Origin of the sequence: Maribellus mangrovi, assembly GCF_037646455.1 — a bacterium.
GTDB classification, from domain to species: Bacteria; Bacteroidota; Bacteroidia; order Bacteroidales; family Prolixibacteraceae; genus Draconibacterium; species Draconibacterium mangrovi_A.
In genome coordinates, this window is the sequence record NZ_JBBIXN010000001.1 from 731,717 (window position 1) to 746,203 (window position 14,487).

The window sequence follows — 14,487 nt, forward strand, 5'->3', positions numbered from 1 at the left end:
CTAGTACGCTCTTTCGTCTTTCCCTTCCACATAGTTGATGAAGGATGAATTCACTACCCTGTTTCCACCCGGAGTCGGGAAGTTTCCGGTAAAATACCAGTCGCCCAAATCATTCGGACAGGCTTTGTGCAGGTTCTCAATCGACTGATAAACAATCTCCACCTCGGCTTTACAATCCTCGGGCTTGAGTAATTCAGCAATTTTAGCGGAGATCTCTTCAGCAGTAAACGGTTTGTAAATTTCGCGAACGTAATTTACAATCTCTTCTTTGGGCAGGTTCTCCTGTTCCTTGCACTTGTTGTAAACATCCTTAATTAACCCTTCTTTTCCATGGTCTTTTAACAACTCAATCGCCGCATTAAAAGCAATGAATTTATCGAGCCGCGCCATGTCAATTCCGTAACAATCAGGATAACGAATTTGTGGTGCCGAAGAAACCACAATTATCTTTTTCGGATTCAGACGATCCAGAATTTTAAGGATACTGTTTTTAAGTGTAGTGCCGCGTACAATAGAATCGTCGATGATAACAAGCGTATCCTTATCGTTTTTAATGATTCCGTAGGTCACATCATAAACGTGAGCCACCAGGTCATCACGGCTGGCGTCGTCGGCAATAAACGTTCGCAGCTTAACATCCTTAATGGCAATTTTTTCCACCCGAGGCTCGAACGACAGAATGCGCTTGATCTCTTTATTGTCAAGCGATCCGTTTTTCGATTGTATCTGCTCGATCTTCCAGTCAACCAGGTGATGTCTGATCCCCTCGACCATTCCGTAAAAAGCTGTTTCTGCGGTGTTAGGAATGTAGGAAAAAACAGTATTTTCGAAATCGTAATCAACCGCTTTAAGCACGATTGGAGTGATCAATCTACCCAGTTCTTTTCGTTCTTCGTAAATTGCCTTGTCGCTACCTCGCGAAAAATAGATACGCTCGAAAGAACACGATTTGCGTTTATGTGGCACACGCACCATTTCGCGACTGATTGTACCATCTTTCTTTACAATCAATGCTTCACCGGGCGCTACTTCGTTCACTTTCGAGTGATGCACATTCATTACGGTCTGAATAACCGGCCGTTCGGAAGCGATTACCACAATTTCATCATCGTAATAATAATGAGCAGGACGAATTCCCCAAGGATCGCGGACAACAAAAGCATCGCCATGACCAATCAATCCTGCCATGGCATAACCTCCATCCCAATCTTTTGAGGCGCGTTCCAGGATATTCTGAATATCCAGGTTCTCTTCGATCAATGGTGATATTTCAGAATTGCTGTATCCTTCGTTTTTATATTTTCTGAAAAGCAACTGATTCTCTTCATCCAGAAAGTGCCCGACTTTTTCAAGAGCTGTAACAGTGTCTGTATAGGCCTTTGGGTGCTGGCCCAAATCGAGCAGTACATCGAACAGTTCATCGGTATTGGTAAGGTTGAAATTACCGGCCAAAACCAAGTTTCTCGATTTCCAGTTGTTCTGACGCATTACAGGATGCGTAAATTCGATACTGTTCTTGCCAAAAGTACCGTAACGCAAATGCCCTAAATAAAGCGATCCGGCAAACGGGAAATTATTTTCTGCCCATTCCGGATCGTTAATATCTGCATCATGTCGTTTCGCTTTCTTCAGCGGTTTATTCAACTTATCAAAAACATTTTGAATTGGATTTGGATCCACCGACCGGATGCGGCTAATGTATGGATTTCCGGGCCCCAGGTTCGTCTTCAAACAAGCCACTCCCGCACCGTCCTGACCACGGTTGTGCTGTTTCTCCATCAGCAAATACAGTTTGTTGATACCGTATTTCCAGGTCCCGTATTTTTCTTGGTAATACGACAATGGTTTTAACAACCTGATAAATGCTATTCCACACTCGTGTTTAATCTGATCACTCATATTGCTTTGCTTTCAGCTGAGGAAAATTAATTATATCCGGCACAACAAAAGCAGTCGGATAATCTTTTTCAATTTTTTTGTAGAGTTTCCAGGCTTCGTTCTTTGTTCTGAAATCACCAACCCGGACCCTGAAATTTGGAGCCACAAATCTAATATAAACAGGGTAATCTGGGAATTCCGACAAGAAATCAACCTTGGTTTCCGTGGCCTTATCTAAAGCATTTTGATTGGAGCTAAAAAAGATCTCCACCCGGTAGCCTTCCATTCCTTCTCGCTCTTCATTTTTCTCGATGTGCCACCTCACCATTTTATCAAGGCGCGCGTCGCGTTCTACCTGCAAGTCGTTCAGCATAGAAACCTGCAATGAATCCTGCTGTACATCCTCCCCGCCAAACTCCTGAGCCACTGCTAACTGAACAGCAAAACATCCAATAAAAAAGAGAAAAAGAATCTTCATTAGTTCATCTCTTGAAGGTGCAAATATATATCAAAAACATATAAAACAAGCATACTAGCGGTAACAAGTACCTAGCGTTAATCTTTGGGTAAAATAGCAAATTTAAAGCATAAGTTGAATTCATTTTTTACATCGGTAATAAGTAATAACTTTGGTGCCGCTATACTTAAACTAACGAAGTTTGAAAGTTAATATTTTAAAGCAACATCATGGGAAAACTTGTTGAAGAGTTTAATGCTTACCGGGCCAAAATGAATGATAGGATCCTGGCTTCGGACAACAAAGTAATGAAACGTATTTACAGCCTCGACACGCTGACCTATCAGGAAGGCGCCTTAAGCACCAGGGTAAAAGAAATGCTGGGCCTTGCTACCTCGATGGTTTTACGCTGCGACGACTGTGTAAAATACCACCTTGAAAAATGTTACGAACAAGGTGTCACAACCGAAGAAATATTTGAGTTGTTTGGTGTTGCCAATTTAGTAGGCGGAACCATTGTTATTCCACACACACGAAGAGCGGTGGAATACTGGGAAGAATTATGCAATTCGTAATTTTCAGTGATCTTTTTCCAGATTTATTTGTTATCAATAGTCGATTAAACAGTAAAAAATGAATAAACTTTTTGCGATAACTTCATCGGGTAAAACCGAAAAATCCTTTCTTGATTTGCGTTTTGGCAAATGTGCCAACATTGTTCTTTTCGATCCGGTTAAAAATGTTTTTTCCATCCAGGAAAACACTTTTGTGGAGCAGGAACACAGTGGAATAAAGCTGGTAGAATTCCTTCAGAAACAAGGTGTAACAACAATTATAACGGGCGAGGTGGGCCCAATGGTGAGCAAAAAACTTGAAAAAGAAAAACTACAACTGGTGTTGCTGCACGAAGAGCGAATAAAGATCGAAGAGATCATGGATCGTATCAGCGAGCAGTAGGACGATACATTTCCCGGTTGATGATCGGGATCAGTGCCAGTTGAACGGCTTGCGTATACAATTCTGTTCGCGTTAATTTATCCTGTGTTAAAAGCCCAACTGCCCCCGACTTTTGTTTCGAATTGTGCTTTTTAAATATCCAATCGTTGGCTGTGCCCAATTCGTAGCCACTGTCAATTAATTCGCTCACTTGCGGCGGTAAATAAAACGTCGTTGTCCGCGATTCACCTTTCCCATTGCGACTCAACACCACTATCCATGCAAAAGCCGACAAATTTTTATAGTCTCGTTCAACTCCCCCTTCGATGCCAACCCAGTAATCGGCCGCCGGAAACAATTTTCTGATTTTTGCTGCCCGGTTACGCGCACCTTCCAAAGTCTCGGTGTCGCTCATGGGCTGATCTGAAACACCTGAATCCACAGTCATTCCCTGAACATCGACATCACTAAAATAGGTTTCAAATCCACTTTTTGTTGCATTTATTTTTACCGGATTTGCCGAAGCCACACATACTTTCATACACTTTTATTTTTTCTGAAAATAGGCATTTTTCAATCAAAAGAAATTATTGATTGCCTCTGAAAACGGGCAAACATTTATCACTTTGTTTATGAAACGGATTTACTATTTTCGTCAGTATAAATCACTAGAACATGAAAGTACGGAAAGCTACCATAAAAGATTATGAATCGATTGTAAATTTTCAGCAGGCAATGGCCCGTGAAACCGAAGGAATTGAATTGCGTATCGATCCGCTGGAAAAAGGTGTAAAGGCAGTACTTGAAGATCCTTCAAAAGGGATCTACTATGTTGCCGAAGTCAATAAGAAAGTGGTTAGTTCGCTGCTTACAACTTACGAATGGAGCGACTGGAGAAATGGTACTGTACTTTGGATTCAGTCGGTTTATGTAATGCCACAGTACCGCCGACGTGGCGTTTACCGTAACATGTATTCACACATTAAAAGTTTGGTACTCAGTTCCGACAATTTAATGGGAATTCGCCTGTACGCCGACAAATCGAACCTGGCTGCCCACAAAACCTACGAAAACCTCGGGATGAACCAGGACCACTATATTACGTTTGAGTGGTTGAAATAATTAAATAACGAGGATCGACAGGGCAGCAATTTAATTCGGAAAATCAGGAAATTTTGCCGTCAAAATCGTAAAAAACATTGAAATTCACTACTTATGAAATCGCTGACTCCTCTGGTGCGCGACCAGATCATTAAAGCGCAAAGGGCCGAAATAACCGAGTATCACATTTACAAGCGTCTCGCAAAACGAACAAAAAAAGAGACCAATAAAATCATTCTCGACAAAATTGCCGACGATGAGCTGTGGCACTACAACATTTGGAAAGACTACAGCAAACGAGAAGTAGCTCCCAGCAAATGGGACATCAAAAAATACTACTGGATTTCGCGCATTTTTGGATTGACATTTGGATTGAAGATTATGGAACGTGGAGAAGAACGTGCCCAGATCAATTACAATGAAATTGGAAAAGAAATCCCCGAAGCATTAACCATCAGCCACGACGAAAATAAGCATGAACAGGAATTGATCGCCATGATTGATGAAGACCAGTTGAAATACATTGGCTCGATTGTTTTGGGGCTGAACGATGCTTTGGTTGAGATCCTCGGAACGTTGGCCGGACTAACTTTTGCACTTCAAAACAACAAATTGGTTGCACTGGCAGGCATTATTACCGGAATTGCCGGAGCACTTTCAATGTCCTCTTCGGAATACCTTTCCAACAAATCAGAAGGGAAGGTTGAGGGCGCCGTAAAATCAGCCATTTTCACAGGACTCGCCTATGTTTTTGCCGTAGTCTTCCTGGTTGTTCCTTATTTTATTTTCGGATCGCCTTTTACCAGTTTGGCCGTCGCGGTAATCGATTCCATTTTTGTGGTATTTCTGTTTACATTTTACATTTCGGTGGCCAACGAACAACCATTCCGCAAACGATTTGTTGAAATGGTTACACTGAGTACAGTAGTAGGATTAATTTCGTTTGGACTTGGTTACCTGGCACGTATTGTTTTTGGTATTGAAGTATAGAAATATTGAGCACGTATCTACATAAATTAATTGCCCGCGGCGAGCATCAGCAGCAAGATTTTAAGTATTGCATCAACGATTCGAAAAAAATCGCAAAATCGCTTGTTGCTTTCGCAAATACTGATGGTGGCAGGTTACTGATTGGCGTAAAAGACAATGGTAAAATTGCCGGGATCAGCAGCGACGAAGAATATTACATGATCGAATCGGCGGCTAAAATTTACAGCAAGCCTGCCATCGATTTTACAACACGCCAGTGGAAGGTGGAAGGGAAAACAGTACTTGAAATAGGCATTGAACCGGGCGAAGAAAAACCCTATTTTGCCAGAGATGAAAACGGAAAGTGGCTCGCGTATATACGGGTAGCCGACGAAAATTTCCTGACTCACCGCATCCAGATCGAAGCCTGGAAAAAACAAAAAAGCAGCAAGGGAATTTGTTTTACTTACTCCGACGACGAGCGTTTTCTGATCAATTACCTGCAGAATTATCCTTACGTTTCATTTTCAAAATTTATGCGACTGGCTGAAATCACAAGAAAAAAAGCCACCGAGATACTCAGTAATTTTGTGGTCATTGATATTATTCGGATTCACACCGGCGAAGAAGGGACTCTTTTTAGTTTGAATGAGGATTTTGACCGAAACGAACTGGACAAATTTTCTTGACAGGATATTAATAAAATCTTAGCAGAATTTTATTGTTAATATGTGAGACAAACACAAAGAATTAAATACTTTTGACTGTTCAATTAATTTAAAAAAATGACAAGATATCTTTTAATACTATTTGTTCTCGTTTCAGCGGGATGCAATTCACGGGCGCAGGATGCCTACATGGATGCCAGTGCAGAAGCAAAAGAAAAAACGTATTTGGGCGGCGAGGCTTACAAAGTAAAAACTTACAAGCAGAATTTTAAAGCGGAGAAACCCAAAAACATCATCCTGATGATTGGTGACGGGATGGGAGTATCGCAGGTATTTGCCGGACTTACTGCCAACCACGGAAACCTTTTCCTGAGCAATTTTAAACACATTGGTTTTTCGAAAACGCAATCTGCCGACGATTACATAACCGACTCAGCTGCCGGAGGTACTGCCATTTCATGCGGTGTAAAAACATACAACGGAGCCATTGGCGTGAATACCGACACAGTAGCTGTTAAAACTATTTTGGAAGAAGCAGAAGAAGTAGGCCTGTCAACCGGTCTGGTTTCAACCTCGGCAATTACGCACGCCACACCGGCTTCGTTTATTGCACACGAACCCAGCCGGGGAATGTACGAGGCCATTGCTGCCGATTTCCTGAACACCGATATCGATGTGTTTATTGGTGGTGGTAACGACCATTTTACAAAGCGTCAAGACAAAAGAAATCTGCTAAGTGAACTTGAAGCAAAAGATTATCAGGTGGAACATGACATGGATAAAATTGCCATGGTAAAATCAGGTAAGCTGGTAGGTTTAACTGCCGGTATCCATAACGGCCGTGTGGCTGAACGCGGTGATATGCTTCCCGTTGCTACAAATACTGCACTGAATATTCTGGATAACAACGATAAAGGATTCTTTTTAATGGTAGAAGGCTCGCAGGTTGACTGGGGCGGCCATGCCAACAGCAGCATTTATATTGTGGAAGACATGCTCGATTTTGATAAAACCATTGGTAAAGCTTTAGACTTTGCTGCCAACGACGGTGAAACATTAATTGTTGTGACTGCCGACCACGAAACAGGAGGGCTGGCCATTGCCGGTGGCGATATGAACTCCGGAATGGTGAAAGGAGAATTTACTTCGAAAGGACATACCGGTGTTATGGTTCCGGTATTTGCATATGGTCCGGGTGCAGAAGAGTTTACAGGTATTATGGATAATACCGATTTATATAAAAAAATGAAATCGTTGCTTTTGGGGCAATAAAGAAATAAAGTAGATTAAAGACGACCGGAATCTGAGTTACGCTTGGTTCCGGTCTTTTTTATGAAAATTAACCATAGTTTTTTATCTTGCCACCGAATTTCTACCAAATCAAATCGATGAAAGAAGCGCTTGAGGTATTAGATCATATCAGATTAAATTTCTCTCCTACCGGACTATTTGCACTTAATGTTACCATCGCGTTTATCATGTTTGGTGTAGCGCTTGACATTAAGTTCGAGCATTTTAAAGAACTGGCCATGCGCCCCAAAGCTGTTCTGGTTGGAGTAATTTCACAGTTTTTCCTGTTACCGGCCGTTACGTTTCTGTTTATTCTGGTTTTAAATCCAACACCAACGGTTGCCCTGGGAATGATTTTGATATCCGCTTGTCCGGGTGGTAATATATCCAACTTCATGAGTGCCATGGCGAAAGGTAACCTGGCACTTTCGGTTAGTTTAACAGCCATAGCAACGCTGGCAGCCACATTCATGACACCCATAAATTTTGCGCTCTGGGGAAAATTTTACATCAATTTTTACAACAGCAGCGGGGCTACAGATCTACTCGTCCCTATAAAAATTGAATTTGTGCAAATGGTGCAAACCGTAGTGATATTATTAGGAATACCAGTAGTTGTCGGACTGCTGTTTTCGCAATATTTACCCAAACTAACAGCAAAAATAAGAAAGCCAATCAGGCAACTTTCCATACTTATTTTTATAGCTTTTGTAATTATTCTATTAAGCGCTAATTTCGATCATTTCCGAAGATTTATTCACCTGGTTTTCCTGATTGTTCTTATTCATAATGCACTGGCATTGCTTTCGGGATATTCAATAAGTTCACTGGCGCGTCTGCCACGTATCGACCGAAGAACGATTACGATTGAAACCGGCATTCAGAATTCAGGATTGGCTCTGGTATTAATGTTCAATCCCAAAATATTTCCTCCCGAACTTGAACTTGGCGGCATGACAATTATTGCAGCCTGGTGGGGAGTTTGGCACATATTAAGTGGTTTTGGTGTCGCGTACCTCATGTCGCGTTATCACCTCAGCAAGTCGTTTAAAGTATAAATTCAGCAACAAATGAAATACGAAAAGTGGTCGCCGGGTTATTGGGTATTAAAAAATATTGTACGCTTTGCCGACCTGATCATTCATAAAAGAATTACAATAAACGGGAAGGAAAAGATTCCGAGGGACAAACCGATCCTGTTTGCGCCAAATCATCAGAATGCTCTTAGCGATCCGATGGCCGTTTTGTTATATACCCCGTACCAGCCGGTGTGGCTGGCCCGTGCCGATATTTTCAAAAACAAGATCGCCGCTGCTATTTTGCGTTTCATGAAAATTATGCCGGTGTATCGCATCCGCGACGGGAAAGATCAGATGGCTAATAACGATACCACCTTCAACAACTCCATAAAAGTTTTGAAAAGCAACGGTGCCCTCGCACTTTTTCCTGAAGCAGCACACTCGGGAAAACGTCAAATGCTGGCACATAAGAAAGCTGTGCCGCGAATCGTTTTTATGGCCGAAGAAAAATCGGATGAAAACATCGATATTCACATTATACCTACCGGGATTTACTATAGTAGTTACTGGAAATTTAACCGCAGCGTTCTTGTTAATTTTGGGGATCCGGTACTGGTGAACAATTACCTGGAAGAATACCAGAACAATTCGAATGCGGCCACCATGGCTTTGCGCGAAAAGCTCTACGAGGAAATTGATAAACTAACGATCAACATAAGAAGTAAGGATCATTACCACGATATCGAACTTATCAGAGAGTATTATGGAAAAGAATTCCTGAAGCGTCAGGGCATTAAAAATACCCCGGTCAACCTGTTTTATTCCGACCAAAAACTGAGCCGGCAACTGGATATTCTGGAAAATGAAGCGCCGGAAAAAATAAAAGACCTGGCCCATTCTGCCCGCAAGTACCAGAAAACATTAAGAAAGCGACACCTTAGAAACTGGCTGCTTGATAAGCCCGAAAATAATGCATTGAAAATTGTTGTCAATAAACTGGTTCTCATAATCGGTCTACCGTTCTTTTTATTTGGCTTCACTTTTAACGCCATTCCATTTTTTGCCATCGACAAAATTGTACGTGCAAAAATCAAAGATGTGGCATTCTGGAGTACTTTTTCGCTGTTGTTGGGAATAATACTTTTCCCGATTATTTATCTGCTCGAAATTTGGGCTGTTTCGGGTTTAATACCCGGAACCTGGTTGAAATTATTGTTCCTGGTTTCGCTGCCATTTGCAGGAAAAATTGCCTTCAACTGGTTTATATTGCTTCGCAAAACCTGGGGCAGAGGAAACTTGCTCAACCTGTGGATATTCAACAAAAAAGAATACCACAAGATTATGGAGTTGAAAAAAGAATTGTATGCAAAACTCGATACCTTGATTAAGGCATAAATTTTGACAAGCAACTCCCAATTTAGAAAACGATTATGAATTCAAACATTAATAATCTACTGATTGCCGGCATACTGCTTTTTATGTTGGCCGGGGGCTGTAGTAAAGATGAAACTCCCGATCCCGAACCACCGGAAAATGAAAAGACTTTTATTTCTTCGGTTGATATTTCACGGTACCCCGAAATCATGTTGAGCGATCCTGTTTTTTACGATCAAAATAACCGGGAGAAGGACATGTTGACCATCCTGAAAGAAAGCGGGGTAAATACGATCCGCTTGAAATTGTGGATCGATCCGGCTGATGGACATGCAGGTTTTGCGGAAGTAAAACAATTTTCGCAAACACTGCACAGCAAAGGATTTAAAACCTGGCTCACCGTGCATTACTCCGATACCTGGGCCGATCCGGGAAAGCAGGAAACGCCGGCACGCTGGCAAAACCTGGATTATCCGAATTTAATGGACAGCATGAGCGCTTATACCACAAAAGTAGTGGAAGAAATGTCGCCCGATTTTATCCAGATCGGTAACGAGATCAACTCGGGGTTTATGCATCCTATAGGAAACAGCAACAACTTCGATCAGTTTAAAGCCCTACTCGATGCCGGAATTGAAGCAGTGCGCAACACAAATTCAACAACAAAAATAATGTTGCATTATGCCGGATTTAACGGTGCCAGCCTTTTTTACAACAAACTCAAAGACCTTGATTTTGATATTATCGGACTCTCCTACTACCCTTGGTGGCACGGAAAAGATATTTCGAAACTGGAATCGACTATGAAGCAGTTAAGTACAAGCTACGACAAGGATATAATTGTTGCAGAAACTTCTTATCCGTTTACGTTCGAATGGAACGACTGGACCAACAACATCATTGGCACTGAAGATCAGTTGATATTACCCGATTATCCGGCAACTTCAATAGGACAACAGGAATTTATTCGCGCAATACGAACCATTTCGTGGGAAAATGTGGAACATGGATTGGGATTTTCGTATTGGGGTGGCGAGCAAATTGCCTGGAAAGGTCCCGAAGGCACCGACGCATCGCCCTGGGAAAACCTGGCCCTTTTCGATTTCAACAATAAAGCCCTGCCCGTTTTAAATGAATTTGATTCGGAATAAACAATAAATAGAAGAAGGACCGTTTTGCTTCTATAACAATCTTTACGTGAATTGTTATTATTCTTAATAATTTATTCAACCTTATTTTCAGATCTGCAACTAGCTCGACTGCTGAATTAATATTTCACTATTTTATGAATCCCAAGCGATCCGTTGTCCTGCTCAACTTTGAATAAAAATACTCCGTGCAGTTTAGAAGGAAGTGAGATAGTTAAGCGTTTTCCTGCATTTCCCTGCCATTGTTGAATTAAGGAGCCATTCAGATCGAAAAGCTGAACATTTTTTATGACGCGATCAGAACTTACAGTGATTTTTCCTGCGCTCGGATTGGGATAAACTTCTAATTCCGGATTTTCAAATACAGGTGTTGATACCAGAAAATCGCCACTGTTTTGTTCGAACCGATAAGCAAATTGCTGAAGGTACTGGTTGGCAACATCCGGATCATGAATTATCAGTGTATTTTCGTCGTTGCGTTCATCGGCCGAATTACTCCAGTTGTGGCTTCCGGTAATTACCTGAGCATCGGAAGACGGATTGTTCGCATCGATAATGGCCAACTTGTGGTGCAGTAATCCCGGGGCAGTATCATCAAAAACAAATTTTCCTGCCGGAAGTGTGTTAGTCAGGGCATCGTTCACGTAATCAACGTTCGAATTTTCCTCATCGTTTAACACATGCACTTTTACACCGCGCTGATATGCATCTGTAATAGAACCGGCCAAATCGGAGCGGGTGATCAACATGGTTTCCACATAGAGATTGAAGTCTGCGGTACCAATGGCATCGATTATTTTTTGGTTGGTATGATCGGAAGGACTAAAATAACATTCCACCCGATTGCCGCCAATCACAAGCTCGTGAGGTGTATTATCTGATTTATCTTCGCCAAACAAAGCTTTTAAAGCATTGGGTTGATTGGTATTGCTTCCCCACATTTCTTCAAACTCCATTTTGTAGGTTTTAGCCAAGGACTGATCCTGGATGAAGATCATATTATTAGCATCGGAGTATAGTTGCCCCGGAGTCAAATTTGTAGACCCCGACCACACCCACGCTTTACCGGCATTGGCATGATTCGCATCGATGACGGCAAATTTGTTATGCATAATTCCGCTTTGTTCTCCTTGGATTTCAGGTCGTTCCAGTACCGGAATTTCATCCGACAAATCGTAAATACTGGCATGCGTTGTCGATTCGCAGGTAATTACTCTGATTTGCACTCCACGTTGTTTAGCCGCATTTAAGGCATTTTTTACAGTATTATTATCGAAATTGTAGATGCTTAAATCGATAGCTTGTTCAGCACGATTGATATAGGCCGCCAGCGTATCTTCCATGTAACTTCCAATGTAATTTGCCATTGTTTCGGCAGCCAGTGTTTCATCAACATCTGTATTAAAATAAACATGTACTTTACCTGTTGAATTCGACTCGGTGATGTAAATTCCAACAGTACCGGAAACAGTGTCGTTCCCCAACACCATAAACGGCTGCGCATAAACAATTTCCGACGGGTTTAATCCGGTAATTTCAGCAATATGATAATTATGCTCGTCAGATGTGGTTGAATCGCCTTGCTTAATATTTGTTAGGGTATTAACGGAACTTCCGTATCGAACAAAAGGTGTACCACCCGAATCGGTCTCCCAACCCAGAAGAACCGAATTTTGTGATAAACTGATCACCTTAACCGGCGTCAGAAAATTAATGGGGCTCTCCGTAATAAAGTCATCCATGGTTCGCGGCAACAATTGATATCCGCTTCTGGTATCATTTGATACAGTTGAAAACTGAGAACAAATTGCCACTAAGGAAAATTCCTCGGTTGGAATTGGTTGGCCAACAATCGGACTGGCAGAATTTACACGAAGTTCTCCCGTTAGGCCACCATCAGTAAATCCATAATTCCTATTGCCGGCAAATGTACCGCCAACATCCACCATCGAAATATGATGTACAGTAATTAATTGTCCTTCATAGTCTTCTCCAATTTGATCAATCGTAAGTTCTATTGGGTCTGGTAAATCGAGACCACTTTTATGAACAGAGAACGAAGAAACAGGATTTATTTCCAGTAAATTTCTGTAGTCATCCAGAGCACCTGTAACGGTTATTGAATCACCGGGATTTACATCTGAAAGTTGATAATCATAAACACCGATTCCTCCGGTTTCATCCTGCATGTATCGAATCGCTCCCAATTCATCACCGTTGGTAATAATTCCTGAAACCGTTACAACACTTCCAACACTTTGATTTCTTGCATCGCCAATTTTAGTTTGTGCACTGGCAAAAAGCGTTAACGCTGATAATAAAAGAAATAATAAAGATCGTCTCATGGATTTTTAAATTAAAGACCCGAAAGTATAAATTTTCAAGTGTTTTAATTTAAAATACCTTTAATTTCTCGAGATCATCAGCTTTTTCGAGATCAACTTTTCTTCCGATGTTTTAATTTGAAGAATGTAGATTCCGTTGGGGATGGAATTAAGTTTTATAGTTTTCTTTTGTTCCGGAAAATCAAATTGCTTTCTCAAAACCTCTTCCCCGGTAATATTCACCAGCCGAACTTCAACCATTCTTTTTGTTTGAAAATCGATGGTTACCTGGTTGTTCTTCACAGGATTTGGATAAACTTTGAGATCAGACTTAAGTTCTTCATTGGAAGAAAAGCTATCCTCCCACCCTGTGTTGGCCAGCAACTGAAATGGAACTATAAATATGAATAATGCAAGTATTAACTGTTTCATGAATTCTAATTTTAATGACTTAAAACATGTAATGCAAATAACATGCCTTTATTAATACCGACAGCAAAACATTAAAATAGTTGCAATGCAGCGTCAAGATCTTCGGGTGTATCTATACCAATGGTTCGGAAAGTAGTTTCAGCCGTTTTAATTTTATACCCGTTTTCGAGCCAGCGCAATTGCTCGAGCGATTCGGCCAGTTCAAGCGGAGTTTGTTTTAGCTGAGTAAGTTCCTGAAGTGTTTGGACACGAAAAGCATACAACCCAATGTGTGCCCAAAACGAATGCTTTAAGTGCCATTCAGCGTTATTCTCTCCTCTAAAATAAGGTATTGGCGAACGGCTAAAATACAGTGCATTCTGTTTATTGTCCACGACAACCTTTGGCCGATTGGGATTCAAAAGTTCTTCCTCCGATTCAATTTTTTTCACCAAGGTAGCCAGCTCAACATCACCATCTTGAAAACAGTTTTTCAGCACTTCGATTTGTTCGGGTTTAATAAAAGGCTCGTCGCCCTGAATGTTGATCACGACATCGAATTCGGCATTTTCGCCAACAATACGGGCAGCTTCGGCACAGCGATCGGTACCACTTTGATGCGTTGGCAGCGTTTTCACCACCTTTCCGCCAAAGGCCTCAATGGCCTCAATAATCCGGTCGTCGTCGGTAGCCACCCAAACCAAATCCAATGCTTTTGATGCATTCTCATACACCCACTGAATCATTGGTTTGTCCTTGATCATCGCCAAAGGTTTTCCGGGGAAACGTGTCGACTGATAACGAGCCGGGATAATGCCTGCAAATTTCATAAATGACATATTTAATTCAACGTTTTGCTGAGAAGCAAAGATAGTGATGCCTGAGAATTGCACGCGTTAATCGTGCCTTAAA

Annotated in this window: 15 protein-coding genes; 9 read left to right on the forward strand and 6 right to left on the reverse strand. The window is 41.5% G+C overall.

Features of this window, described 5'->3' with window-relative positions:
* Together WFY05_RS02750 and WFY05_RS02755 are read right to left on the reverse strand one after the other, a co-directional pair.
* Window positions 1-1,899: an amidophosphoribosyltransferase gene (locus WFY05_RS02750; RefSeq protein ID WP_340111191.1), complete on the reverse strand. Its 1,899-nt coding sequence runs from the start codon at window positions 1,897-1,899 to the stop codon at window positions 1-3.
* Window positions 1,892-2,356 carry an SPOR domain-containing protein gene (locus WFY05_RS02755; protein WP_340111192.1) on the reverse strand — a complete coding sequence of 155 codons (465 nt, stop codon included), beginning with the start codon at window positions 2,354-2,356 and terminating at the stop codon, window positions 1,892-1,894. The genes WFY05_RS02750 and WFY05_RS02755 overlap by 8 nt, the downstream gene beginning before the upstream one ends.
* Window positions 2,357-2,565: 209 nt before the next feature.
* Here WFY05_RS02755 and WFY05_RS02760 point away from each other — a divergent pair, with 209 nt between their 5' ends.
* Window positions 2,566-2,910 carry a carboxymuconolactone decarboxylase family protein gene (locus tag WFY05_RS02760; protein WP_340111193.1) on the forward strand — a complete coding sequence of 115 codons (345 nt, stop codon included), beginning with the start codon at window positions 2,566-2,568 and terminating at the stop codon, window positions 2,908-2,910.
* A 58-nt stretch (window positions 2,911-2,968) separates the two neighbouring features.
* A complete protein-coding gene (locus WFY05_RS02765) occupies window positions 2,969-3,292 on the forward strand; it encodes a NifB/NifX family molybdenum-iron cluster-binding protein (protein ID WP_340111194.1) in 324 nt (107 codons plus the stop codon).
* Here WFY05_RS02765 and yjjX read toward each other — a convergent pair.
* Complete coding sequence (gene yjjX, locus WFY05_RS02770; protein ID WP_340111195.1) at window positions 3,279-3,812, reverse strand: inosine/xanthosine triphosphatase; 534 nt, start codon at window positions 3,810-3,812, stop codon at window positions 3,279-3,281. The genes WFY05_RS02765 and yjjX overlap by 14 nt on opposite strands.
* A gap of 134 nt (window positions 3,813-3,946) precedes the next feature.
* Between yjjX and WFY05_RS02775 the strand changes: the two genes are divergently transcribed.
* The 7 genes from WFY05_RS02775 (at window position 3,947) to WFY05_RS02805 (ending at window position 10,843) form a co-directional block, all read left to right on the forward strand.
* Complete coding sequence (locus WFY05_RS02775; RefSeq protein WP_340111196.1) at window positions 3,947-4,393, forward strand: GNAT family N-acetyltransferase; 447 nt, start codon at window positions 3,947-3,949, stop codon at window positions 4,391-4,393.
* A 93-nt stretch (window positions 4,394-4,486) separates the two neighbouring features.
* Window positions 4,487-5,362: a VIT1/CCC1 transporter family protein gene (locus WFY05_RS02780; protein ID WP_340111197.1), complete on the forward strand. Its 876-nt coding sequence runs from the start codon at window positions 4,487-4,489 to the stop codon at window positions 5,360-5,362.
* A 5-nt stretch (window positions 5,363-5,367) separates the two neighbouring features.
* A complete protein-coding gene (locus WFY05_RS02785; protein WP_340111198.1) occupies window positions 5,368-6,030 on the forward strand; it encodes an AlbA family DNA-binding domain-containing protein in 663 nt (220 codons plus the stop codon).
* Window positions 6,031-6,126: 96 nt separating this feature from the next.
* Complete coding sequence (locus WFY05_RS02790) at window positions 6,127-7,281, forward strand: alkaline phosphatase (RefSeq protein ID WP_340111199.1); 1,155 nt, start codon at window positions 6,127-6,129, stop codon at window positions 7,279-7,281.
* 116 nt (window positions 7,282-7,397) lie between these two features.
* Window positions 7,398-8,357, forward strand: a complete 960-nt coding sequence (locus WFY05_RS02795) for a bile acid:sodium symporter family protein (RefSeq protein WP_340111200.1) — start codon at window positions 7,398-7,400, stop codon at window positions 8,355-8,357.
* Between the two features lie 12 nt (window positions 8,358-8,369).
* Complete coding sequence (locus tag WFY05_RS02800) at window positions 8,370-9,713, forward strand: 1-acyl-sn-glycerol-3-phosphate acyltransferase (protein ID WP_340111201.1); 1,344 nt, start codon at window positions 8,370-8,372, stop codon at window positions 9,711-9,713.
* Window positions 9,714-9,748: 35 nt separating this feature from the next.
* Window positions 9,749-10,843 carry a glycoside hydrolase family 53 protein gene (locus WFY05_RS02805; RefSeq protein WP_340111202.1) on the forward strand — a complete coding sequence of 365 codons (1,095 nt, stop codon included), beginning with the start codon at window positions 9,749-9,751 and terminating at the stop codon, window positions 10,841-10,843.
* A gap of 116 nt (window positions 10,844-10,959) precedes the next feature.
* Here the strand turns inward: WFY05_RS02805 and WFY05_RS02810 are convergent, their stop codons facing one another.
* From WFY05_RS02810 to kdsB, 3 genes are all read right to left on the reverse strand, one after another.
* Window positions 10,960-13,185 carry a phospholipase D-like domain-containing protein gene (locus tag WFY05_RS02810; protein WP_340111203.1) on the reverse strand — a complete coding sequence of 742 codons (2,226 nt, stop codon included), beginning with the start codon at window positions 13,183-13,185 and terminating at the stop codon, window positions 10,960-10,962.
* Window positions 13,186-13,245: 60 nt separating this feature from the next.
* Window positions 13,246-13,596, reverse strand: coding sequence for a T9SS type A sorting domain-containing protein (locus WFY05_RS02815; RefSeq protein WP_340111204.1), 351 nt, complete (start codon window positions 13,594-13,596; stop codon window positions 13,246-13,248).
* A gap of 71 nt (window positions 13,597-13,667) precedes the next feature.
* On the reverse strand, window positions 13,668-14,405 hold the full coding sequence (gene kdsB / locus WFY05_RS02820) for a 3-deoxy-manno-octulosonate cytidylyltransferase (RefSeq protein ID WP_340111205.1): 738 nt from the start codon (window positions 14,403-14,405) through the stop codon (window positions 13,668-13,670).
* Window positions 14,406-14,487: the final 82 nt, after the last annotated feature.